The organism is Lentzea sp. CC55 (assembly GCF_021056325.1).
Lineage (GTDB): Bacteria > Actinomycetota > Actinomycetes > Mycobacteriales > Pseudonocardiaceae > Lentzea > Lentzea jiangxiensis.
On the sequence record NZ_JAJCXE010000008.1, the window covers coordinates 70410 to 92217 of the forward strand.

At 72.5% G+C, this 21808-nt stretch carries 20 protein-coding genes; 11 read left to right on the forward strand and 9 right to left on the reverse strand.

Annotation, left to right across the window (positions count from 1 at the left end; genetic code table 11):
• Window positions 1–31 precede the first annotated feature (31 nt).
• Window positions 32–475 carry a hypothetical protein gene (locus tag L6E10_RS05370; RefSeq protein ID WP_236217355.1) on the forward strand — a complete coding sequence of 148 codons (444 nt, stop codon included), beginning with the start codon at window positions 32–34 and terminating at the stop codon, window positions 473–475.
• 72 nt (window positions 476–547) lie between these two features.
• On the opposite strand, the gene L6E10_RS05375 is transcribed toward L6E10_RS05370, so the two are convergent.
• Window positions 548–1681, reverse strand: a complete 1134-nt coding sequence (locus L6E10_RS05375) for a glutamate--cysteine ligase (RefSeq protein ID WP_236217357.1) — start codon at window positions 1679–1681, stop codon at window positions 548–550.
• A gap of 201 nt (window positions 1682–1882) precedes the next feature.
• On the opposite strand from L6E10_RS05375, the gene L6E10_RS05380 reads away from it, so the two are divergent.
• Window positions 1883–3316 carry a WGR domain-containing protein gene (locus tag L6E10_RS05380; protein ID WP_236217359.1) on the forward strand — a complete coding sequence of 478 codons (1434 nt, stop codon included), beginning with the start codon at window positions 1883–1885 and terminating at the stop codon, window positions 3314–3316.
• 94 nt (window positions 3317–3410) lie between these two features.
• Here L6E10_RS05380 and L6E10_RS05385 read toward each other — a convergent pair whose 3' ends face one another.
• Window positions 3411–4139 carry a DUF2306 domain-containing protein gene (locus L6E10_RS05385; protein WP_236217361.1) on the reverse strand — a complete coding sequence of 243 codons (729 nt, stop codon included), beginning with the start codon at window positions 4137–4139 and terminating at the stop codon, window positions 3411–3413.
• Between the two features lie 99 nt (window positions 4140–4238).
• Here L6E10_RS05385 and L6E10_RS05390 point away from each other — a divergent pair, with 99 nt between their 5' ends.
• Window positions 4239–5009 carry a TetR/AcrR family transcriptional regulator gene (locus L6E10_RS05390; RefSeq protein WP_236217363.1) on the forward strand — a complete coding sequence of 257 codons (771 nt, stop codon included), beginning with the start codon at window positions 4239–4241 and terminating at the stop codon, window positions 5007–5009.
• Window positions 5010–5208: 199 nt separating this feature from the next.
• Here L6E10_RS05390 and L6E10_RS05395 read toward each other — a convergent pair whose 3' ends face one another.
• The gene (locus L6E10_RS05395) at window positions 5209–6654 is read right to left on the reverse strand and encodes an IucA/IucC family C-terminal-domain containing protein (protein WP_236217365.1); all 1446 of its coding nucleotides are present in this window, start codon (window positions 6652–6654) and stop codon (window positions 5209–5211) included.
• A gap of 22 nt (window positions 6655–6676) precedes the next feature.
• On the opposite strand from L6E10_RS05395, the gene L6E10_RS05400 reads away from it, so the two are divergent.
• Window positions 6677–8020: an IucA/IucC family protein gene (locus tag L6E10_RS05400; RefSeq protein ID WP_236217367.1), complete on the forward strand. Its 1344-nt coding sequence runs from the start codon at window positions 6677–6679 to the stop codon at window positions 8018–8020.
• Here the strand turns inward: L6E10_RS05400 and L6E10_RS05405 are convergent.
• From L6E10_RS05405 to L6E10_RS05420, 4 genes are all read right to left on the reverse strand, one after another.
• Complete coding sequence (locus tag L6E10_RS05405; protein WP_236217369.1) at window positions 8010–9011, reverse strand: hypothetical protein; 1002 nt, start codon at window positions 9009–9011, stop codon at window positions 8010–8012. The two genes, L6E10_RS05400 and L6E10_RS05405, sit on opposite strands and share 11 nt — an antisense overlap.
• A gap of 33 nt (window positions 9012–9044) precedes the next feature.
• Complete coding sequence (locus L6E10_RS05410) at window positions 9045–11315, reverse strand: LuxR C-terminal-related transcriptional regulator (RefSeq protein WP_236217371.1); 2271 nt, start codon at window positions 11313–11315, stop codon at window positions 9045–9047.
• Between the two features lie 103 nt (window positions 11316–11418).
• A complete protein-coding gene (locus L6E10_RS05415; protein WP_236217373.1) occupies window positions 11419–12288 on the reverse strand; it encodes a hypothetical protein in 870 nt (289 codons plus the stop codon).
• A gap of 180 nt (window positions 12289–12468) precedes the next feature.
• Entirely contained in the window at window positions 12469–12750 is a 282-nt protein-coding gene (locus tag L6E10_RS05420) for a hypothetical protein (protein ID WP_236217375.1), read from the reverse strand.
• Between the two features lie 233 nt (window positions 12751–12983).
• Here L6E10_RS05420 and L6E10_RS05425 point away from each other — a divergent pair, with 233 nt between their 5' ends.
• The 4 genes from L6E10_RS05425 to L6E10_RS05440 all read left to right on the forward strand — a co-directional run bounded on the left by L6E10_RS05425 (window position 12984) and on the right by L6E10_RS05440 (window position 16349).
• Window positions 12984–13514, forward strand: a complete 531-nt coding sequence (locus tag L6E10_RS05425; protein WP_236217376.1) for an NUDIX hydrolase — start codon at window positions 12984–12986, stop codon at window positions 13512–13514.
• Between the two features lie 85 nt (window positions 13515–13599).
• Window positions 13600–14571, forward strand: a complete 972-nt coding sequence (locus tag L6E10_RS05430) for a D-cysteine desulfhydrase family protein (protein ID WP_236217377.1) — start codon at window positions 13600–13602, stop codon at window positions 14569–14571.
• Between the two features lie 63 nt (window positions 14572–14634).
• Window positions 14635–15267 carry a GTP pyrophosphokinase family protein gene (locus tag L6E10_RS05435; RefSeq protein WP_236217378.1) on the forward strand — a complete coding sequence of 211 codons (633 nt, stop codon included), beginning with the start codon at window positions 14635–14637 and terminating at the stop codon, window positions 15265–15267.
• Window positions 15264–16349, forward strand: coding sequence for an MFS transporter (locus L6E10_RS05440; RefSeq protein WP_236217381.1), 1086 nt, complete (start codon window positions 15264–15266; stop codon window positions 16347–16349). Before L6E10_RS05435 ends, L6E10_RS05440 begins: the two co-directional genes overlap by 4 nt.
• On the opposite strand, the gene L6E10_RS05445 is transcribed toward L6E10_RS05440, so the two are convergent.
• Window positions 16336–17157: a MerR family transcriptional regulator gene (locus L6E10_RS05445; protein ID WP_236217383.1), complete on the reverse strand. Its 822-nt coding sequence runs from the start codon at window positions 17155–17157 to the stop codon at window positions 16336–16338. The two genes, L6E10_RS05440 and L6E10_RS05445, sit on opposite strands and share 14 nt — an antisense overlap.
• A 102-nt stretch (window positions 17158–17259) precedes the next feature.
• On the opposite strand from L6E10_RS05445, the gene L6E10_RS05450 reads away from it, so the two are divergent.
• From L6E10_RS05450 to L6E10_RS05460, 3 genes are all read left to right on the forward strand, one after another.
• Entirely contained in the window at window positions 17260–18183 is a 924-nt protein-coding gene (locus L6E10_RS05450; protein WP_236217385.1) for a sensor histidine kinase, read from the forward strand.
• A 219-nt stretch (window positions 18184–18402) separates the two neighbouring features.
• Window positions 18403–18753 carry a DUF742 domain-containing protein gene (locus tag L6E10_RS05455; protein WP_090104702.1) on the forward strand — a complete coding sequence of 117 codons (351 nt, stop codon included), beginning with the start codon at window positions 18403–18405 and terminating at the stop codon, window positions 18751–18753.
• Window positions 18754–18805: 52 nt separating this feature from the next.
• The gene (locus L6E10_RS05460) at window positions 18806–19213 is read left to right on the forward strand and encodes a lipopolysaccharide assembly LapA domain-containing protein (RefSeq protein WP_236217387.1); all 408 of its coding nucleotides are present in this window, start codon (window positions 18806–18808) and stop codon (window positions 19211–19213) included.
• Here the strand turns inward: L6E10_RS05460 and L6E10_RS40680 are convergent.
• On the reverse strand, window positions 19170–21785 hold the full coding sequence (locus tag L6E10_RS40680) for a LuxR family transcriptional regulator (RefSeq protein ID WP_236217389.1): 2616 nt from the start codon (window positions 21783–21785) through the stop codon (window positions 19170–19172). The genes L6E10_RS05460 and L6E10_RS40680 overlap by 44 nt on opposite strands.
• Between the last annotated feature and the right edge of the window lie 23 nt (window positions 21786–21808).

Here is a 21808-nt window from a genome sequence, read left to right on the forward strand (position 1 = left end):
GTCCGACCGCGATCTAGGAGGAAGCGACACCATGGCGAACTGGCCGGCGCTCAGCCCGACCGAGCAGCAGGAGAAGCTCGCGGAGATCACGCAGGAGATCCTGCCGACCCTGCCGCACGGCTGGGTGCGCCTGGTGGTGCGCGTCAAGATGATCGGCATGCACAGCGAGGCCGACACGGGCGTGAAGATGCCCGACGGCACCGTGCGCGGCTGGTCGTTCACGCCGGACGCGTGGCGGAAGTTCCAGCAGCTGCGCAAGGGCATGTACGCCGAAGGGCTCGGCTCGTGGATCGGCTTCGAGTACGTCCTCGACCCGCCCGGCAGGTACAGCATCACCTACAACCGCGACGAGGCCCCGAATTTCGACGAGGCGCCGTCGGCGGAGGACTTCGCGACCGAGCAGGACTGGTTCCCGCGGTCCGAGGAGCAGATGCCGGAGTGGTTCCGCCGCGGGCTCGCGGGTGCCGGGGCCTGACTCGACGACAACGCGCCGGTCATACCGTGACCCGATGATGAGCACCCGGCAGCCCGCGAAGGTCGCCGGGCCTCAGCTCGCGGTGCTCTGGCGCTGCTCGGCGTTGTCGACGTCGATCAAGCTCAGCAACGACTCGACCTCACCGCCGCGGAACGCGGTGCGCTGGCGGTCCGCGCCGCCGCCCTGCGTGTCGAGCAGGCGCAGACCTCGTTGCACGGCAGGCAGGTCACCGTTCGCCTCGAAGATCGGGGTCAGCCGCCGCACCAGGTCGTCGAGCTGCTGCCGCACGGGCCTCGGCTCGCCGGCCAGCACGTCGAGGACGGTGCCGCGCAGGCCTTCGTTGGCCGCGCTCCAGCACGCCTGGCGCAGCGTCTCCTGGGGAACCGGCTCCGCCTCGACGCCACGGCCGACGTCGACGACGGCCTGGGCGACCAGAGCGCGCACCAGGGCCGCCAGCAGCACCGCTTCGTCCACGGTCGCCGCGACGTCCGAGACCCGCACCTCGACGGTGGGCAGCTCGGTGGCGGGGCGGACGTCCCAGTAGACCATCGCGCGGTCCAGGGCCGTGCCCGCCGTGATCATGGTGTCGCAGAGCTCCTCGTAGTGCTGCCACGACTCGAAGACCGGCGGCGGCCCGGAAACCGGCCAGCGCGACCAGACCGTCGAGCGCCAGCTCGCGAAGCCCGTGTCCTCGCCGCCGGAGAACGGCGAGTTCGCGGTCACGGCGGCCAGCACGGGAAGCCAGGGACGCACGTGGTTGCACACCCGCACCGCGGTCTCCCGGTCGGGGACGGCGACGTGCACGTGACAACCGCAGATCAGCTGCTGCTCGGCCAGAGCGCCGAACTCGCGGGCGATCCGCCGGTACCGCAGGCTGTCCGTGACCTCGCCGGTCGCCTCACCGAGCGGAGGGGCCCCGACGGCGACGGCACGGCACCCGGCCATCCGCGCGGCCTGCGCGACCAGGCGACGTGTGGCCAGGAGCTCCTGCCGGGCCTGCTCGACGTCGCGGCAGATCGACGTGTTGATCTCCACCTGCGCGCCGGTCAGCTCGTGCTCGAGCTCCAGGCCGAGCTTTTCGCGCGCGATGGTGACGACCTCGTCCGCCAGGTTCACCGGCGCACCCGTCTCCGGGTCCACCAGGAGGAACTCCTCCTCCACACCTACCGTCGGACTCCACGCGTCCTTCGAGGGCGCCTTTTCCACGTCTCACCGTCCTGCTCGGGGCGCCGACACGCCGCGGATGTTCGGGGAACAGGCGAATACCCGTTCAGCGCAAGGAGAAACACCGTTTCCGTTCCGATCCGGTAGCCGCCTGGTCACCCTGCGGCGTTCCTCCAGCACAACCGGAATTGTCGGACCCCCTTGCTAGCGTCCGGACAGCTGATCAACACGAGGGGGAAGACCGTGGCTGCCACCACGTACCTGGAGCTGTCCGAGACCGGTGGGAGCGCCCACAAGTTCTACGAGGTGGTCGTCGACGGCACGACGGTGACCATCACGTTCGGCCGCATCGGTGAGCGGGGCTCGACGCGCGAGTCGACGTTCGCCGACGAGACCAAGGCCGCGCAGGCCGCCCAGAAGAAGATCGGCGAGAAGGTGCGCAAGGGTTACGCGCCCGCCGTGAAGGGCGAACGGCAGCGGCGCCCCGTCACCCGGCGCGAGATCACGAGCGTCCGGTCGACCGCGCGGCAGGCCCCCGTGCTGTGGCGCTTCCACTCGGGCGCGCCCGCGTTCGGCATCTTCATCGGCGAGGACGAGGCCTGGGTCGGCAACGAGCGCGGCGACGTCTTCACCCTCGCGCACGACGGCCGGGTGACCGGGCGCTACGGCCTGCCGGACGGCGTGAAGTGCATCGTGGCCGACGACTTCTGGATCTACGCGGGCTGCGACGACGGCCGCGTGTACGACCTCGGCGGCAAGGTCCCGCGCGTGGCGTACGAGATCGCGAGCGACGTCGACATCTACTGGCTCGACATCGACGACGGCGTGCTCGGCGTGTCCGACCGGCAGGGCGGCATCACGCTGGTCGACCACGAGGACGAGTTCCAGTGGTCGCGCCGCAGCACCGGCGACAGCGCCTGGATGGTGCGCTGCGCACCGGAAGGCGTGTTCCACGGCCATTCGCGGGGCGTGACGCACTACGCGGCCCGCAGCGGCGATCCCGTGTGGCACACCGACACCGTGGGCGCGGTGCTGTTCGGCTGGCGGGAGCCGGCGGAGGTGTTCGCCGGCACGAGCCGCGGCTACGTGCACCGCCTGTCGCGCGCCACCGGCGCCGAGACGGCCCGCTACCGCTGCGACGCGGCGGTCTTCTCGTGCGCCACCTCCCCGGACGGCGGCTACGTCTTCGCGGGCGACAACCACTCGTCGGTGTACTGCTTCGCCGCCGACGGCACCCGCCTGTGGAAGCTCGGCACCGGCTGCGGCTCCGCGTACTCCATGCAGTACCGCGACGAACGCCTCTACATCGTCACCACCGACGGCTCCCTGGCGTGCATCGACGCGAGCCCGGCCGCGATCCACGCCGCCGAGCAGGGCGAGCTGCCGAAGCCCAGCGACATCAAGGCCGACCACTGGCAGCGCGTCGAGGCGACCACCGAGGTGGAAACCGTTGTGGCGAGCGCGGTCGCGTCGAGCGGCGGCGTGGTCGTCGAGTGCGTGCAGGAGAACGGGCGCCTGCGGGTGCACGTGGTCTCCGAGGGGTACGACCGGGCGCGGGCGGTGCAGTTCCCGAAGAACATCCGGGTGCCGGGCGCGCGGTACCTGGTGACGGAGATCCACACCTCGGCCGGTGGTGGGTTCTACCGGGCCCGGGGTGAGATCAAGCGTCTGCTGTGACACCGGTCCGGTCCTGAGTGGACACCCGCGGTGGAGGGCGGGCGGCCGAGATCCCGCTTGCCCTCCACCGGCGTGCGCCTTCCGGTGACGCCGGTCAGCCGGTCGCCAGGCGCACCCCCGCCGCCGCACCACGGGGCGCCGCCCGGCGGGCGCCCGGCTTGCGGCGCTCCAGGACCCAGTCCGTGAGCAGCAGCAGGAGCAGGGGGCTGAGCCAGACGCCGATGCTCGTCGCGGTGTTGCGCATCAACACCTCGTTGCCGCCGAACGCCGTGTCCACCTGAGGCGTGAGCACGATCATGGCCGGGACGTTGATGACACGACTCAGCGCGATCGACATGGCGAGCGCGAAGCTGCGCGACATCCACCTGCGGTGCTCGTCGTAGCGGCGCCTGCGGGCCATCCAGAGCCCGGTGGCCGTGGTCACCACCCACAGCGCCGACCCCACGAGGTTGGCCACCAGCACCGACGGGCCCGCCGTCGTGTGCCAGCCGACGTAGAGGCCGAGCACGCCCGCCGGCAACGCGCCGGCGTAGACGTAGACGCGGCCGGTGATGCGGTGCCCGGTCCGGTGGCGTGCGCGGAACGCCGGCCAGACCTGGAAGCAGGCGGTCGCCATGGCGACGGTGCCGCAGAGGACGTGCGCGACCAGCAGCGGGTAGTAGAGGTCGTTGCCCGGCGGCGGTTCCAGCCGCGAGTGGGCCGGGTCGAAGGTCAGGTAGGGCGGCACGGAGAACGCCAGGAACGCCGCGACCACCATCATCAGCGGCGCGATCCAGGGGCGGCGCCACCAGGTCTTCCGGCGGGGCGGGGCAGTCGAGGTCATGGAGATCCGTTCGTCGTGGAGAAACTGCGTACACCATACATAGAAACGTATGACGTACGTAGTTTTATGATGGACTCCGGCCGACGAACGGGATGGCGGATGACGGCACGGCAAGAGAAGGACCCCGACCTGCAACGGAGCCTCGCGCTGCTGTGGGCTGGACGGCGCAGGGGCAGCCGGGGACCCCGGCCCAAGCTCAGCGTCGAGCAGATCGCGCAGGCCGCCGTGCGGGTCGCGGACGCCGACGGGCTGGAGGCGCTGTCGATGCAGCGGGTCGCCGCCGAGCTCGGCTTTTCCACGATGTCGCTCTACAACCACGTTCCCGGCAAGGACCTGCTGCTGGAGGTGGCCGCCGACGTCGCGGCGGGCCCGCCTCCCGACCTCGCCGGCGCCGAGGACTTCCGGCAGGCGGTCCGGCTCTGGGCCGGCGCGCTGTGGGCCGGTCTCCGGAGCCGCCCCTGGCTGCTGCGCGTCCCGCTCGACCACGCGCCCGTGGGCCCCAACCAGCTCGCGTGGCTCGACCGCCTGCTCCGCCCGCTGCTGGCGGCCGGGCTGGTGGGCGGCGAGGCCAGGAGCGCGGCCCTGCACCTCACCGCCGTCGTGCGCGGCACGGCGCAGATCAGTCTCAGCACGAGCAGCGAGCGCAAACGCGCGGACGGACTCCCGCACCCCGGTCTCACGCACGCCGTCACGGAGTTCCTCGACGAGGAGGAATACCCGGCGCTGACGGCGGTGCACGCCGCCGAAACCGGCGATCAGCAGAGCCCGGACAGCGACGGGCTGCCGTTCGAGCTGGGCTTCGGCGTGGACCGGTTCCTCGACGGCGTCGAAGGATGGGTGGCCGCACGCTCGCGCCCGAGCTCCGGCTGAACGGACCGGCCGCACCCGACCGGCCACTGTGGACGATCGACAGCGCCCGGAGTGGCCGGTTCCACCCGCCGCGCGCACCGCCGCCGAGGCCGCCCCCACCCGGCACCGCGTGCTGTGGGAGAGCGCCCACCACGTCCACCCGGGCTGACCTGCCGTGCTTCCGGGGGACGCCGAGGTGTCGGCGTCCCCGCGCCGGTGGTCAGTCCCGGCGCAGCGGGTTCGGGCAGTCGACGTACCGGCTCGCCGCCCCCTCCGCGCGCGTCCAGCGCAGCAGCAGGTTCGCCTTGGCGGGCACGAACCGGTTCGCCAGCAACGCCAAGACCTGCTCGGCTCCGTGCTCCCGCGCGTAGGCGGCGAACACGGCGCGCGCCTCGGCCCACACGTCCAGTCCCGGGTGCCGGTCCAGCACCGCGCCGGCGATCTCGACGAGGTGGTTGACGACCAGGCAGTACTGCAGCCGTTCCCAGCCCTTCGCCTCGGTGACGCCGCGCGCGGAACCGGGACCGTCCATCGAGGACAGCAGCGCGGCGTGCCGCGGCAGCAGGCGCATGCCCTCGGGATCGCGGTGGATCGCCTGCACCGGCATGCCCGAGGCGTCGACGCCCACCAGGACGTTCTGCAGGTGGCACTCCATCACGACGCCGTGCGCGAAGAACGCGTGCAGCACCGGGGGAACGACGACCGACACGTACCGCCGGAACCAGTGCAGCGCCGCCCCGGCGTCCAAGCCGTCCAGCGGGTTGCCCTCGAAGCCCTCGCTGATCCCCGCCGCCAGCAACGGGGTCGCGCCGGGGAGCAGGTGCCGGCGCAGGCCGTCGCGCACCACGACGGCCAGGCCCTCGAACTCCTCGGGCGACGTCCGGTAGCCGCGGTCGAGGAGGAAGGCCGTTCCCGGGAACATCGAGGCGATGTCGTCGAACACCGGCTTGAGGAGCGCCGCGAGCGGCGGGATCCAGCGCAGGTCGTGCGCCCACAGCCGCCGCACGTCGTTGGTGATCCGCACGTCCAGGCTGAACTTGTGGAACAGGTCGGCCGCCGGGTCGTAGACCGTGCGCACCGACGACGTCGGCCACACCTCGTGGCCCGCGGCGTTGCCCTCCCTGCCCAGCAACGACAGCTGCCACGGGTGCGCGGGCAGGACGCCGGCGGGCAGCGGCACCTCGCCGTCGTCGACGAACTCGCCCTCCAGGCTGGCCAGGGAGAAGGTGGCGTGCACCTCCGGCGAGTACGGCAGCCACTGCGACGGGGGCAGGCCGCCGCGGCCCTTCGGCGCCGGGTGGTAGCGGTGACCCGCGACCAGCGCCTGCTCGGAGCGCCGGTAGAGGTCGCCGGGCGGGGCGGCGGGGCGGGCGTCGAGGATGGCGGCGACGGCCGACCGCGACGCCGCGATCTCGTCGAAGAAGCCGACCGGCGGGTCTCCAAGCTCCTCGGCGACGAGCACGGCGAGCTCGTGCCACGGCAGCGGCCTCCATGATCCGGTGAACACCTCGGGGTCCGACAGCCAGCGGCCTTCCCGCGCCCGCAGCACGACGCCGGTGCGGGGCAGCCGCAGCGTGCCGTCCGGACCCCGTTCCCCGACCTCGCGGCGCAGGCAGTTGAGCAGCGCCGTCGACGTGACGCCGTCGGGATCAGTGATCGCTTCCACCGGTGTCCGCTTCCCTCGGGCGATGTGTCAGGATCAGATCATTCTGACGCACACACCGGTCGAGTCCGAGTTCCTCGCCGCTCTGGGGGAAAGCCGCGCCGAAAGGTTCACCGCGGCGTTGCCCGGCGCCCGTGCGGCCGTGCTCGCGCGCCTGCGCCGAGCCCTGGCCGTCGAGCCGTTGCCGCAGGTCAACGTCGATCCGTCCGCGTACGAGCATCCCGTCGACCTCCTCATCGCGCTGCGCTGGCCGGGCTCTGAGAGCCTTGTCACGGAGGTCGCCCACAGCGTGGCGGGACTGGCCCTGTCGCGCACGACGAGCCCGCTCACGACCCCGTTCGCGGACAGGTCGCTGGAGGAGCACGAGCAGAGCGTCGTCGACGGCCACCCGTTGCACCCGTGCTGCCGCAACCGCACCGGTTTCACCGCCCTCGACCACCTCGCGTACGGCCCCGAGCACCGCCCGGTCGTCCGGCTCCGGCTGCACCCGGCGGCGGACCACGTGGTGTTCGGCGACTGGCCCGACGAGCTGCGCGACGGCGAGCAGATCCTGCTGCCCGTGCACCCCTGGCAGGCCGATCGGCTCGGCGTGAGCAGCGCGGGAACCCTGGACGCGAGCCCGCTCATGGCGTTGCGCACGCTCTCGGCCGGCGCCTGGCACGTCAAGACGACGCTGAGCGCTCAGATCACCTCGGCCGTGCGGGACATCTCCGGCGGCTCGATCGCGACCGCGACGACGGTCTCCGACTTCCTCGGCTCGGTCGTCGAGGGCATCGAGCTGCAGCACAACCGGGCGTCGGCGGCCGTGCTCACCGGCGGCGAGCCGGATCGCCGGCTCGGGGTGGTCCTGCGCGACAGGCCCGTCCCGCACGACGGCGAGAACCTCCTGCCCCTGGCGGCGCTGAGTGCCTGGCGGATCCCCGACCCGGTCGGGTGGTTCAGGGAGTTCGCCGAGCTGACCGTGCCGCCGCTGATGACGTTGCTGGCGCGCGGTGTCGCGTTGGAGGCGCACGAGCAGAACCTGCTGATCGGCCTCGTCAACGGCAGACCGCACCGGGTGGTCTACCGCGACCTGGCCGACATCCGCGTCAGCCCGCGCGCCGGGCTGCCCACGCGGCTGCACGCGAGCCCGGAGGCGTTGCGCGCCAAGACGTTCGCCACGTTCTTCGCCACGGCGCTGACCGGGTTGATCAGCACCCTCGACGCCCCGGACGCCGAACTCTGGGACGTGGTGGCCCGAGTCCTGCCGGACACGCCGGACCGGCACGCGTTGCTGCACGACCCGTTGCCCGCCAAGCCCCTCACGCTGATGCGGATCGACCCCGGCACGACGGCCTGGGCACACCTGCCGAACCCGTTCAGGAGCTGAACAGCTCCTCGCGGTGCCGCCACGCGAGTGACAGCAGCGCGGCACCGGCGGCCTGCGTCGGTTCGTGGCGCACGAAGCGCTCGACGTTCGCGGCGGTGAACGGGAGCCCGCGCAACACCTGTCCTTCATCGTTGTGCGGCACCAGGTCCCCGAACAGCTCGTCGAACCGCGAGGCCTCGATCACCGCGACGGTGAGCAGGTCGGTCGCGAACGTCAGCGGGTCCACTCCCGTGCCGAGGTAGAACACCCGTGCCGCCGCCGTGAGCTCCCGGGCGAACGGCCAGGTGCCGTAGTCCACCGAGTGGATCTCCTCCGCGCCCAGCACCTCCTCGGCGAACTCGCGGACCATGCAGTGCCACAACGAGAAGTCGGCCTCGGTCGTGCCCTGGAAGACCCCGACCGGCAGCACCTGGAACATCCCGCCCGCGTGCCCGACGCGCTTCGGGTCGCGCCAGTGCAGGAAGAACGTCGCCTCGCCGGACGCCGGGTCGTGCCGCAGGGTGAGCGTGCTGATGGCGACGTTGACCGGTCGTCGCCGCGGATCGCACGGATTCCCCACCGCCGTGCGCAACGGCAGCCCGGGGACCTGCCCCGCGTACTCGTGCGCGCAGGCCTCGCCGACGTCGATGCCGTCGAAGTAGCTGCCGAGCCCGAACGTCAGGTGCCGCCCGGTGAAGCCGAGCAGCCGGTAGGTCTCGCGGTCGGCGAACACCGCGGGCGGGGCGAGCACGGCCATCGCCTCCGAGTAGCTGCCGAACCCGTCGGGCAGCCCGGACGCGGGCAGCACCGGCAGCTCGGGGGACGGCCGCAGCTCCAGCGTGAGCTCGTCGAGCGGGATCGGCGCGGCGGGCATCCAGTCCGGCGAGGTGAGCAGCGGCGTGCCCGCGACCCCTGGCACGTCCGGGTACTCGGCGGCGGCCTCCACCGCGAGGGCGTGGCGGTGCCGCAGCAAATGGGCGCGCACTGCGAGCCACTCGGCAGACGTCGGCATGGCGCCATTGTCGGGGCAGCGCGAGGCCACCCCTCACCCCGGCTGCGCGAACAGCCCCGCCAAGCCCTGCCGGGAACTGATCGCGAGTTTCCGGTAGGCGGCGGCGAGGTGGCTTTCGACCGTGCGCACCGACACCACCAGCGTCTCGGCGATGGCCCGGTCCGTCATCCCGGTGGCCGCGTGCCGCACCACCTCGAGCTCCCGCCGGGTCAGCCCGAACGTCCGCCCGTCCGCCGGCGACTCGAACTTCTCCGCCTCGGCGCGCAGCCCGGCCTCCCGGTGGGCCCGCGCGGCGGCCAGCAGGTCCGGGCCGGAGCGCGACGCACGAGCGCGGATCCCGGCCGCGCGGGCACGGGTCTCCGGCGCCTCGAGCTCCCGGTCCCCCAGCGCGCGAACGGCTTCGGCGGCGGCACCGTGCTCGGCCGCGGCGGCGAGGTAGTAGACGGTGCACCGCACCGAACCGACGTCCGCGGCTTCGCGGGCCGCTGCCAGGTACAGCTCCGACGAGGGTTCACCGCGGGCGGCGCGACCGGCGGCGGCCACCCACGTCCTCAACGCGGGCAGGACGGCCACGTCGTCCGGCTCGTGGCTGCCCGGCAGGCCCGCCGCGGCCTCGGTCACGGCGAGGGTGGCCGCGGCCTCGGACCGGAACGCTCCCCTGCCGGTGGTCTGCGCCAGGTGCGCCTCGCGCAGCAGGGCGAGGTCCGGGGCGTCGGGGTCCGGCCGGAGCAGGCTCGCCACGGAACGCGCCAGTCCCTGGTAGTACGGCGACACGTCGGCGGAGGCGGTCAGGCGTGCCATCGCCTCGGCGGCGTCGTGCGGGCGGTCGGCCATCACCAGGGCCGCCGCGCTCACCAGCGTCGCCCTGCCCCAGGCGGTCGGCGGCGGGTCCGCCGCGAGCACCTTCTCCGCCCGCCGCAACGCTTCCGCGGGACGCGCCGAGAACAGGACCGCGACCGCGGCGGCCGATTCCACGTCGGCTGCGAAACGCATCGGCAGATGGGCTTCTTCCAGCAGCTCGACCGCCTTGGACGGCGAGCGGTCGCACCAGATCGTCAGCGAGGCCTGCGCGAGCAGCACGGCCAGCCGGTCCTCGTCATCACGAACCCGTTGCGAGGCAACGCGGTGAGCACGCCAGGCCGCGGCGACGGCACCCAGCTCCGCGTGGGCGTCGGCGAGCACCAGCGCCGCGTGCGGCCCGGGATCGGCGGGCAGCGCGCGTTCGGCGAGCTGCACGGCCAGCTCCGGCCGCTCCAGCGCGACGGTGCGCGCGGCGGCCACGAGCACGTCGGGATCGGTGACGGCCGAGTCGAGCAGGAGGTGGGGGCGGGCCACGTCCGCGGCGAGGAGGCGGTCCGCGAGCCGGCGCCGGCGCAACGGCGTGAGGTGCGGCGCGGCGGCCGCGGCCAGCATGGGGTGCGCGAGCCGGGCGGTGCCCGCGGTTCCGGTGACCAGGCCGCGCTCCTCCACCTCGGCGAACCCCTCCGGCGACACCACGCGGGCCAGCGCGTCCACGGACACCGGTTCGGCCAGCACCAGCGCGCACAACGCCTCCACGCCCGCCGCCGACAGGCCGCTGACGGGCTGGGCCCCCGTGGGCGGGACGGCGGTGTCACCACGCCACGTCCACACGCCGTCGAGCTGGTCGAACGAGCCGTGCGCCATGCCGTGCTGCACGAGGTCGGTCAGGGCGCGGGCGTTGCCGCGGCTCCACCGCCACAGCAGCTCGGCGGTGGCGGGGGCGATCGGGCCGCCGAGTCCCTGCGCCAACGCCCCGGCGGCGTCCTCGCGGCCGAACGGCCGCAGGATCAGCAGGTCGAGGAACCCGTCCTTGGCGAGCGCGAGCACCGCGTCCGGCACGGGGCCGGTGAGCTGGGCGGTGACGAGCAGCCGCGGGAAGCCGGAGGCGAGCGCCAGCACCGTCGTCGCGGAGGCCTCGTCGAGCAGGTGGGCGTCGTCGACGACGAGCAGCGTGCGCGGGCCGAGGCCGCGGCGCAGGGCGGCGAGCACGGTGATCGGGTGCAGCTCGGTCAGATCGGGCGGCAGCAACGCCGTCAGCGCGCCGAACGGGATCGACCGGCTCGTCTCCGTCGCGACGACCCAGCGGACCTCGAGGCCCGACAGCGCGGCCACCACCCGCGCGAGCCACGTCCTGCCGACGCCCGGCTCGCCGGTGACCAGGACCCCGCGCCGGCCCATCCGGTCGAGCGCGAAGGTGATCTGCGGTTTCCGCCACCGCTGTCCGGTGACGGCGGAAGCCGCCGCCGGACAGCCGCTCAGGGCCCGCTCCTCGGCAAGGGTCATGCGCGAGATGGTGACAGCCCGGAAGATCCTCAGCGAACGAATTCACGCCCGCCGACCGATCCACAGTGGAGCCCAGAACCCTTGGGGTTCTGGGCTAAACCACTCAGTTAGCGCAGATCTGCCAGTTGTTCAGGCCCCACGAGTTCGTGGTGCCGTCGTCGTCCTCCAGCGCGCCGATGGAGACCTCCTCGCGCAGGACGTTCTGCGGCAGCACGGACAGCATGTGCGCCTGGCCGAGCGATCCGGTCAGGTCGAACATGGGACCGAGCACCTTCTTGCCCGCCGGGCACTCCAGCGTGGTGATCTTGCCGCTCGAGTGCACCGGGCCCGCCTTGTTCACGATCTGCCAGCCGGTCGGCTGGAACGCGCAGACCGCGTAGGCGTCGAGGAACCAGTTCTTCGTGGTGCCGTTCTTGCCCTCGAACGCCTTCGTCGAGACGGTGCTCGTGCCCGGCAGCAGCTCGTCGACCACCACGTCGCCCGTGGCGCCGGTCAGCGCGAAGCCGCCACCCATGACGGACTTGCCCGGCGAGCAGGTCGCGACCGCCGTCTTCTCGTGCTCCGAACCGATGACGGCGCTGCGGCCGAGCTTGATCTCGTAGCCCGGCAACGGGTTCGCGCACACCGCGAAGACCGTGACACCCCAGTTCTTCGAGGTGCCGTCGGCGTCCTCGTAGGCCGTGCCGCTCACGGAGGTGTCCCTCATGAGCAATTCGTCCATGACGACCGACCCGTCGTTGCCGACGCCGGTCGCCGTGCTGAACCCGCCCCCGGTGACGACCATGCCCGCCGGGCAGGTCGCGGTCGCGCTCTTCGGTTCGTTCGAGTCGATCTCACTCACGGCCTTGACGTGCACCGTGGTCACGGCCTGCACGGACACCGGCGCGGCCTGGGCCGGAACGACCTGGCCGGTCGCGGCGACCATCGCGGTCGCGGCGAACGCGGTGCCGAGCAGAGCGGTGAACTTCCGCATCTGAATCCCCCTCGGATCTGAAATGTGACTTCGACATTCCAGCCGCGAGAAGGGGGTGCGGACATCCGTGGAGCGGTACGGAGATTCGCGGGAGCGGTACGGAGACGCCACGCCGGTTCCCGGAGGAAGCCGGACGACCGGACCCCGCCCAGGGCCCGGTCTCCGCTGCTGTGAGGGTTGTCAGGCCCGCCAGCGCCGTGACGCCTGCACGACTTCGCCGACCGCGCGGGCCAGGCTCCCGTCCGCGTCGACGTGGCTCTCGTAGTGCGCCGGAAGCGGCTGGGCCACCTCGGGCGGCGCCTCGAAGCGGTCGTCGTCCTCCCAGGGCAGCCTGCGCGCCGTCTTCACGAACGCGACCGCCGCGGCCAGCAGCAGCACCCCGAGCACGACGGGCCACAGGACCCGCTCCGCGATCGCGATGGCGAACTGGACCTGGGCCACCACGACGAACACGACGGTCAACCCGACCACCGACCACGGGGCCGATCTACCATCACGTCTGCGCTTGGCGGCACCGGTTGCCCCCATTGGCGTCACCTCCACCGATGTTGCCGTGGACATCGGCGATTGATCGCACGGAGTTACACCACCAAGCGTACTCCCCGATCGTTTGGTTGCGGACCGTGCCGTTGCGCCCTTCAGCCGACCGGGGGCCGCCCCGCGCGCGATTCACCCGGTGGTGTGATCATCGGCGGGTGTCAGCTCAGCACGCGGGCGACCCCGCGACCTTCGCCGCCGACGTCCTCGACGAGGGCCCGGCCGAACTCGAGCACGAGCCGGGGGTGGCGTCGAGGCGCGCCGCGAAGACGTCCGCCGGTGGCGCCCTGATCCGCGACTCGCGGGGACGCGTGCTGTTCGTCGTGCCGGGCTACAAGAACGTGCTGGACATCCCCGGTGGCATGACCGAGGACGACGAGTCCCCGAGAGCGGCGGCCCTGCGCGAGATCCGCGAGGAGCTCGGCCTCACCCTTGCGCTGGGGCCGCTGCTGGTCGTCGACTGGACGCCCCGCAACGGCGTGTGGCGCGACTGCCACCAGTTCGTGTTCGACGGCGGTGTCGTGGACGACGCCGTGGCGTGCGACCCGGAACTGGAGGGCGTGGTGTACCTGGCGCTGGACGAGGCCCGGCCGCGGATCCACCCGTCGCTGCACCGGCGGCTCACCCTCGCCCTCGCCGCTCTGGAGAGCGGTGCCCCGCGGTACGCCGAGTTCGGCCGGGAGGTCTGATGCCGGGAGGTCTGATGCCGGGGGTCGCCGCCGTCGAGCGGCTCGCCCCCGCCCGGCCCGGGAGCGAGGCGATTAGGCTCGCGGCATGGACCTGAGCGCGTTCCCCCGAGTCGCCCTGGGCAGCTGGCCGACCCCGCTCGACGAGGCCCCCAGGCTCGCGGCCGCCCTCGGCGCGCCCAGGGTCCTGATCAAGCGCGACGACGTCAACGGCCTCGGCGCGGGCGGCAACAAGCTGCGCAAGCTCGAGTTCCTGCTGGGTCAGGCGGTCGAGCAGGGCGCGGACACGATCATCACGTTCGGCGCGCTGCAGACCAACCACGGCCGGCAGACCGCGGCGGCGTGCGCGAAGCTCGGCCTGCGGTGCGAGCTCGTGCTCACGGCCAAGGTGCCGATGAAGGGCGACGCGTACGAGAAGTCCGGCAACGTCGTGCTGGACCACATGTTCGGCGCGAACGTCCACGTCTGCGCCGACGCCGACGAGACAGTGAAGGCCTACGAGCGCGTCAACCACGACAGGGCCGTCACGCTCCCCGTCGGCGGCTCGAACGGCCTGGGCGCCCTCGGCTACGTCAACGCCGCCGCCGAGCTCGTCGGCCAGCTCACCGAGCGCGGCATCGGCACCGCCACCGTCGTCGTGCCGGACGGCAGCGGCGCCACGGCCGCGGGTCTCGCGCTCGGCACCGAACTGCTCGGCTGGCCGGGCACCGTCCACGCCGCGAGCGTCTCGCACCCGGCGGCGGAAGCGGAGCGTGAGCTGCGCGCCCTCGCCGCCGAAGCCGCCGCGCTGCTCGGCGGGCCCGCTCCCGAGCTCGCCGGCGTCACCGTCACCGACGACACCATCGGGCCTGGTTACGGCGTGCCGACGCCGGAGATGTGGAGCGTGCTGAAGCTGTTCGCCGAGACCGAGGGCGTGGTCCTCGATCCGGTGTACACGGGCAAGGCGGCGGTGAAGTTCCGGGAGATCGCGGCGCGGAGCGAGGTGCCGGTGGTGTTCCTGCACACGGGTGGCCTTCCCGGTTTCTACGGCTACGCGCCGGAGGCCGTCGCCCAGTTCTGAGCGCGGTGCCGCCGCGCGTGACCGCCTCCGCGCCGTGGCGCGCCTGATCAGTACCCTGGTGTCGTGACCGACTTGGCCGACGACCTGAGCCTGCTGCGCGACCTCGAGCGGCGGCTGCTCGTCCACAAGTTCGCGATCGAGGAGCTGATGACGAAGCTCCGCATCCTCAGCGAGGAGTTCGACTCGGTCCACCGGCACGACCCGATCGAGCACATCACCAACCGGGTGAAGAAGCCCGAGGGCATCCTGGAGAAGCTGCGGCGCAAGGGCTTCCCGCTCGACCTCGACTCCATCGGCGACTGGCTCGACGACATCGCCGGCGTGCGGGTGATCTGCCCGTTCGTCTCGGACGTCTACCGCGTCAAGGAGATGCTGGCGCGGCAGCACGACGTGGAGATCCTGCGCACCAAGGACTACATCGCCTCGCCGAAGCCGAACGGCTACCGCAGTCTTCACCTGATCGTGCGAATTCCGGTGTTCCTGTCGAACCGCGTCGAGCACGTGAAGGTCGAGGTGCAGCTGCGCACCATCGCGATGGACTTCTGGGCCACGCTCGAGCACAAGCTGTTCTACAAGTACGACGACAACCCGCCGGCGGACTTCGTGGGCGAGCTGATGTCGACGGCGATGATCGCGGCGCAGCTCGACGACCGGATGGAGTCGCTGCACCGCCGCATCCACCGGGACGACGTGTGAGAACCGTCCTGCCGCTGTGCGCGGCAGGGTTCGTCACGGCGTTCGGCGCCCACAGCGTCGCCTCCGGGCTGGGTTTCCTGCAGACGAACCTGCTCGCGCTCGGCCTGCTGCTGGCGGTCTACGACGGCGCCGAGGTCGTGCTCAAACCGGTCTTCGGCTCGCTCGCGGACCGCGTCGGTCCCCGCCCGGTGCTGATCGGCGGCCTGCTCGCGTTCGCGGTGGCGTCCAGCGCGTTCGTGCTCGTCGGCAACGTCGCCGTGGCCCGCTTCGGCCAGGGCGTGGCCGCGGCGGCGTTCTCCCCCGCGGCCGGCGCCGCGGTCGCCCGCCTGACCCCGGATTCGGCGCGTGGCAGGGCTTTCGGCCGTTACGGCGCCTGGAAGGGCATCGGCTACGCAGTCGGCCCGCTCCTGGGCGGCGTGCTGATCCACCTCGGCGACTTCGACCTGTTGTTCCTCACGATGGCCGCGCTCGCCGCCGTCGTCGCCGTGTGGTGCCTCGCGGTTCCGAAGCTCGAACCCCTTCCACGCCAACGGCAAACCGTCCGGGACCTCGTGAAGCGCCTGTCCCGCAGCGACTTCCTGAGACCCACCGCGGCACTCGCCGCGTCCACGGCGGCACTGGCCACCGCGATCGGGTTCCTCCCGGTGAAGGCCGCCGAGCACGGCCCGGTCGTCACCGGTGCCGCGGTGAGCCTGCTCGCCCTCACCGCGGCACTGGTGCAGCCGAGGATCGGCAAGGCCCTGGACGCGGGCCGCGTCTCGACCCGCGCGGGCACGCGAGCGGGCCTCCTGGCCGCGGCGGCGGGGTTCGTCGCGGCGGCGGTGGTCCCGGGGCTCACCGGCACGCTCGTCGCGGCCGTCCTCGTCGGAGCGGGCTCGGGAGCCGTGGCACCACCGGCGTTCGCGGCGCTCGCCCGGTCCGCCCCGCGGGAACGGACGGGTCAGACGATGGGCAGCGCCGAGGTCGGCCGCGAGCTCGGCGACGCGGGCGGCCCGCTCCTGGTGGGCGGGCTCGCCGTCGTCGCCTCGCTGCCGGTCGGCCTGCTCGGGCTGGCCGCCGTCATCGCCCTCACGGCTTGGTGATCTCCAGCTGCAGCTCGGTCACCCAGTCCGACGGGTCGCCCACGCCGTAGTTCAGGTACACCTCGCGGGCGAACCCGTTCTGCCTGTACCCGTGCGCCTCGATCCACGCCGCGACGGCCTGGTAGGACGTGTCGACGTCGTCCATCCGCCCCCGGTGCACGATGGTGGCCGCCTCGGCCAGCGCCGGCAGGTCCACGACCTCGAAGTCGTGGCGCGGCGAGGGTTCGACGGCCACCTCGACTCCGGCGTGCACGACGACCTCGTCACCCCCGGCGGGTTCGTACGTCGCGATCCCGCAGCCCGACGACTCGACGCCGGCACGCTCCAGCCGTGCGAAGAGCTGCGGGTACAGCGGCTGGATCACCGGGCCCACGTCTTCGGGCCCGTAGGACGCGGCGGTCGCCGTCAGCCGGGCGACGCGGACGGCGGGGACGGGTTTCACAACGATGTCGTCGGTCGGCATGGCGCCTTCCCTCTCGATGGCGCGGAGACGTGCCTCGACCCGGCGCAGCCGGGACTCGTCGGCGAGGATCTGCTGCCTGAGCTCGGCACGCCGCAACGACAACATGCCGTGCAGCTGCTCGACGGACAGCTCGTCGTCGAGCACCACGCGGACCTGGTCGAGCGTGAGTCCGAGGTCCTTCAGCGCGACCAGGCGGTTGAGCCGTTGCAGCTGGGCGGCGGTGTAGAAGCGGTAGCCGCTGGACGGGTCGACGTGCGCCGGCGGCAGCAACCCGACCGCGTCGTAGTGGCGCAGCATCCGCACCGACACGCGCCCCAAGTGGGCGAAGTCTCCGATGGTGAACATGACTGCTCCTGTGTAGGGGCTGACACGGTGTGAGGGTCAAGAAGTGGTGGGTTTGAACAACGCCCGGGCAGCGCATCCTGGGATGTTGACGAGAGGTGGCACATGACGTTCGCACATCCTGCGCTGTTCTACTCCGACGAGGACTCCTACATCGACGGAACCGTGCCGTTCGTCGTGGAGGGTCTCGCCGGCGCCGAGCCCGTAGCGGTGGCGGTCCCCAGCAGGAAGCTCCAGCTGCTCAGGGAGGCGCTGAGCGGGTTCGCCCACCTCGTCACGTTCATCGACCTGGCCGAGACGGGCCGCAACCCCGGCCGGATCATCCCGGACCTCCGCTCGTTCGCCGACCGGCACCGCGGAGCAGTCCGGATCATCAGCGAACCCGTGTGGGACCTGCGCACCGAGGTCGAGTACCCGGCCTGCGCGCTGCACGAGGCGCTCGTCAACTACGCGTTCAGCGGCCGCGATCTCAGCATCCTGTGCCCGTACGACACCTCGGCGCTCAGCCACGACGTGCTGGCCGACGCCGAGAAGACGCACCCGGTCGTGATCGACGCGGGCGGCCACCGCCCCAGCGACCACTTCCACCCGGCACGGGTGGTCGTCGCGGCGCACTCGCTGCCGCTGCAGATCCCGGCGGACGCGGTGAGCACCTCGGCCGAGGCGGGGGCGATGGCGGCGGTCCGGGCGTTCGCGCGCGAGCAGGCCGTGCAGCTCGGTCTGGCAGCGGAGCGCCTCGACGACTTCGCGCTCGCGGTCACCGAGCTCGCGACGAACAGCGTCCGGCACGGCGGGGGCGAGAGCACGGTCCGCGTGTGGGCGGAAAGCAGAAGTATTGTTTGCCAAGTCAACGACAACGGTCACATCACCGATGTTCTGGCCGGACGCACTCCTGTTCACGCAAACGAACCAGGCGGTCGCGGTCTGTTGCTTGTCAACCGTTTGGCGGACCTCGTGCGCACCCAAACGACGTCGTCGGGCACCGCGATCCAGGTCAGATTCGATCTGGGTGACAAAAAGACAACGTGATCGACATACATTTGGGCGACTTCGTTATAGCTTGGGCACGTGCACGACGAGGGAGCGACGGAAATCGGTTACACGGGAGCCCGATTCGGGTCTCCCGCCACCCGCAGACGGCTGCGCGCGGACGAAAGCAGTGGAAATTTCAACGGCGCCGAGACGCAACAACTGCCCCTTCAGCAACCGTTGCGCCAACGCCCACCGGAACCGCCGCCGGAGTGGCCGATGCAGGAAGAAGAACCCCACGTCCCCGCGCGGGACAGCTCGCTCATCCGTCCCTACGCCCGCACCGGCGGCCGGACGGCGGCCCGCCACGACCTGCGCCTGGAGACGCTGCTCTCGACCGACGAGGAGCGGCTGCACCGGGCGACGAACGACCAGGCGGCGATGATGCGGCTGTGCCTGCAGCCCCGGTCGGTCGCCGAGATCTCGGCGCTGATGAAGATCCCGCTGGGCGTCACGCGGGTGCTGCTGAGCGACCTGATCACGCTGAACCTGGTCGCCGTGCACGAGCCGGGCGACAAGCCGAACATGGCGCTGCTCGAACGCGTGCTGTCCGGCCTGCGGAGGTTGTAGGCCACCCGTTCGCCAACGCGCGCCATCAGGCGGGGTCGCCGATAATTCTCCCGTGGCGACCTCCAGCGACGAGACCCCGAAGACGCCGGTCACGGAACCGATCCCGGCCGCACCGCCGGCCGCCCTCGCTCCCGCTCCTGATCCCGCCCCGGCGGCCGCGGCGAAGAAGCCGCGGCCGACCCGGACCAGCGGCACCTGGATCGCGGTGCTGGTCGCGATCGTCGTGCTGATCTTCCTGCTGGTGTTCATCCTGCAGAACGGCGGGAACACGACGATCCACTTCCTGTGGGGCCAGTTCAGCCTGCCCCTCGGGGTGGCGCTGCTGTTCGGCGCGATCGGTGGCGCGGTGCTGGTCGCGGTGGTCGGAGCGGCCCGGATCCTGCAGCTGCGCCGGCAGGCCAAGCGGGCCACGCCCACTACTGGTCCCTCGACCTCATCACCAGCTCGACGCGAGAGCTGATCCCGAGCTTGCGGAAGATCTTGCGCAGGTGGAAGTTCACCGTGTGCGGTGACATGAACAGCTGCGTGGAGATCTGCCGGTTCGTCTGACCCTTCGCCACCAGGTTCGCGATCGCCCGTTCGGTGTCGTCCAGCCCGGACCACCCGGACGCGGGCCGTGCCGGTGCCGCCCTGCGACGCCGGCCGAGCTTGCGCAGCCGTCCCAGCACGCGGGCGCTGTCGCGGGACGCGCCGATCTCCCGGTACAGCCCGAGCGCGTTCTCCAGCGCCTTCACCGACTCCGCGCGGTCCTCGGGCCCGCCCGCGAGCAGCACGCCGAGGTCCTCGGCCGCGTTCGCCCGCGCCCACAGGTCGCGGTGCTGCTGCGAGGCCAGCTCCAGCAGCTCCGCGTCGCCGTCGACCAGGCCGCGCGCGTGCAGCGCGGCCGCCGCGACCGCCGGGTGGTCCCCGGCGAGGCGGTCCACCCGGTCCACCACGGCCCGCGCGAGCCGCTCGTCCCCCGCTTCCAGGGCACGGCGCACGAACCACCCGGCCGCACGGGGTTCCTCGGCGAACAGCCCCGACGCCACGAGCCCCGGGTACTCCCCGGTGAGCAGCGCCATCGCCTCGTCCAGCCCGGATCCGACGTAGGTGACCAGCACGTCGGCCCACTGGTAGTAGGCGCGGGAGAACACGAGCCCGTCGACCGCGGCCCGCCCGCGGTAGCGCTCGACGTGCTCGACCGCGGCCGGCAGGTCGCCGGTGTGGACGGCGACCATCGCGAGCACGGCCAGCGCGGGCGCCACGAGTGTCTCGTGCCCGGTCTCCTGCGCCACGGCCAGCGCGCCGCGCGCCTCGATCGACGCCTCCTCGATCCGCCCTGCCTGCAACAGGATCCGCGCCTGCACGACCGAGGTCATGGTCTGCCGGGTGACCACGGCGGACGGTCCGCTGCGCACCCGCCGCACCACGCTGTCGGCCTCGGCGAACTCGCGCAGCCCCGAGAGCAGGGTCGCGAGCAGCAGCTGCGGGTAGGCGCTCAGGTCGTGGGACGTACCGGACCGCGCGGCCTCGCGGGCCAGTTCCAGTGCGGCGCCGGGCTGTCCCGCGTCGCGCGCGATCGCCGCCAGCACCGCGAGAGCCGTGGCCAGCACGTCGTCCGGCGAGCCCTGGTGGGTGCGCACGACGGACTCGGCGAGCTCCTCCGCCCGGCGCCGGTCGTGGCCGAGCAGCGCCATCATCCTGGTGATCTCCACCCACCCCACGAGTTCCGGGCGCAGGTCGGGCTCCTGCAGCAACGCCTCGGAGATCTCCACGGACTCGGCGTGCCGGGCGGTCAGCAGCGTCGTCGTCGCGACGCAGTGCCGCAGCTTGGCCGCGGCGTCCGGGGCGACCTGGCGCGACAGCGCCTCCTGCGCGAGCGCCTGCGCCGCCGCGAGCTTCCCGGCCGCGGTCAGCGCGCGCACCGCGATCACCGTGCGGTGCAGCAGCGAAGCAGACGCTTGGTCGGTGAGCTCCAGCGCCCGCACGGCGAGCTCCGCCGCGGCCTCGGGTGCGTTCCACAGCAGGGCTTTCGCCGCCGAGACCAGTCCGTCGATCGACCGCACGTCACCGCGCTGGGCGCCGTGCAGCAGGTGCTTCGCCGCGACGACGGCGGAGTCCCCGCGCGCCAGCAGCATCTCCCCCGCCTCGCGGTGCAGCGCGCGGCGCACGGGCGGCGGCACGGAGTCGGCGACGAGCCGCCAGAGGATCTCGTGCCGGAACGCCAGTCTGTCCTCGAGCGACATCACGACGCCCGCGCCGATGACCTCGTCCAGTGCGGGCAGCAGGGTCGCGGTGCTCGACGCCAGCATCTCCGCCACGTCACCGGGTTCGAAGCTCTGGCCGAGCACCGAGGCGACCTGCAGCAGGTGCCTCGCCGTGCCGCTGAGCGATCCGACGAGGTCGCCCAGCAACGCCTCGGTGCGCCGCGGCAGGCGGTCGGTGCGCAGGGAGGCGTTGCCCGCGTCGAGCTCCAGCTGGCCGTCGCGCTCCAGCGCGTCGAAGAGACCGATCAGCGCGGCGGGGTTCCCCCCGGCGGTGGACGCGAGGGCGCGCAGGTCGTGGTCGGGCACACCGCCGGCGAGGTCGGTGACGAGCTCCACGACCTCCTGCTCCGGCAACGGCCGCAGGTCGATCCGCACGGCTCCGCGCTGCGCGGCGGCGGCGAAGAGGCGGTCCGCGCCCTGACCGCGGCGGCGCGCGAGCAGCCACACCACCTTGGCGTCGCCGGAGGCGGGCAGCAACGCGCGCAGGGCGGCCAGGGTGCCCGGCTCGGCCAGGTGGAGGTCGTCGAGCACGACGAGCGTCGGGCCGTCCGGTTCGCGTTCCGCCAGGCGTGCCAGGAGGAACGGCTGGTCGAGCTCGTCCTGGGCCGTCGCGACGTGGAACCCGCGGCGTGCGGCGACGGCGGCGACCTCGGCCAGCAGGCGAGTCTTGCCGGTGCCCGCGGCCCCGTCGACCAGCACCACACCGGTGCCCGCGTCCAGCACACCGTTCAGGAGCTCCCGTTCTCCCTCACGGCCGCGGAACACCCCGTCACGATTCCCGGACACCATTTTTCCTTTCGCTCCGCGGC

Bases quoted from the DNA above. Each gene is read 5' to 3' on its own strand.
- L6E10_RS05445 (WP_236217383.1), bottom strand. From the start codon at position 17,157: ATGTTCACCATCGGAGACTTCGCCCACTTGGGGCGCGTGTCGGTGCGG.
- L6E10_RS05390 (WP_236217363.1), top strand. From the start codon at position 4,239: ATGACGGCACGGCAAGAGAAGGACCCCGACCTGCAACGGAGCCTCGCG.
- L6E10_RS05455 (WP_090104702.1), top strand. From the start codon at position 18,403: ATGCAGGAAGAAGAACCCCACGTCCCCGCGCGGGACAGCTCGCTCATC.
- L6E10_RS05370 (WP_236217355.1), top strand. From the start codon at position 32: ATGGCGAACTGGCCGGCGCTCAGCCCGACCGAGCAGCAGGAGAAGCTC.
- L6E10_RS05430 (WP_236217377.1), top strand. From the start codon at position 13,600: ATGGACCTGAGCGCGTTCCCCCGAGTCGCCCTGGGCAGCTGGCCGACC.
- L6E10_RS05450 (WP_236217385.1), top strand. From the start codon at position 17,260: ATGACGTTCGCACATCCTGCGCTGTTCTACTCCGACGAGGACTCCTAC.
- L6E10_RS05410 (WP_236217371.1), bottom strand. From the start codon at position 11,315: ATGACCCTTGCCGAGGAGCGGGCCCTGAGCGGCTGTCCGGCGGCGGCT.
- L6E10_RS05385 (WP_236217361.1), bottom strand. From the start codon at position 4,139: ATGACCTCGACTGCCCCGCCCCGCCGGAAGACCTGGTGGCGCCGCCCC.
- L6E10_RS05400 (WP_236217367.1), top strand. From the start codon at position 6,677: ATGTGTCAGGATCAGATCATTCTGACGCACACACCGGTCGAGTCCGAG.
- L6E10_RS05415 (WP_236217373.1), bottom strand. From the start codon at position 12,288: ATGCGGAAGTTCACCGCTCTGCTCGGCACCGCGTTCGCCGCGACCGCG.
- L6E10_RS05405 (WP_236217369.1), bottom strand. From the start codon at position 9,011: ATGCCGACGTCTGCCGAGTGGCTCGCAGTGCGCGCCCATTTGCTGCGG.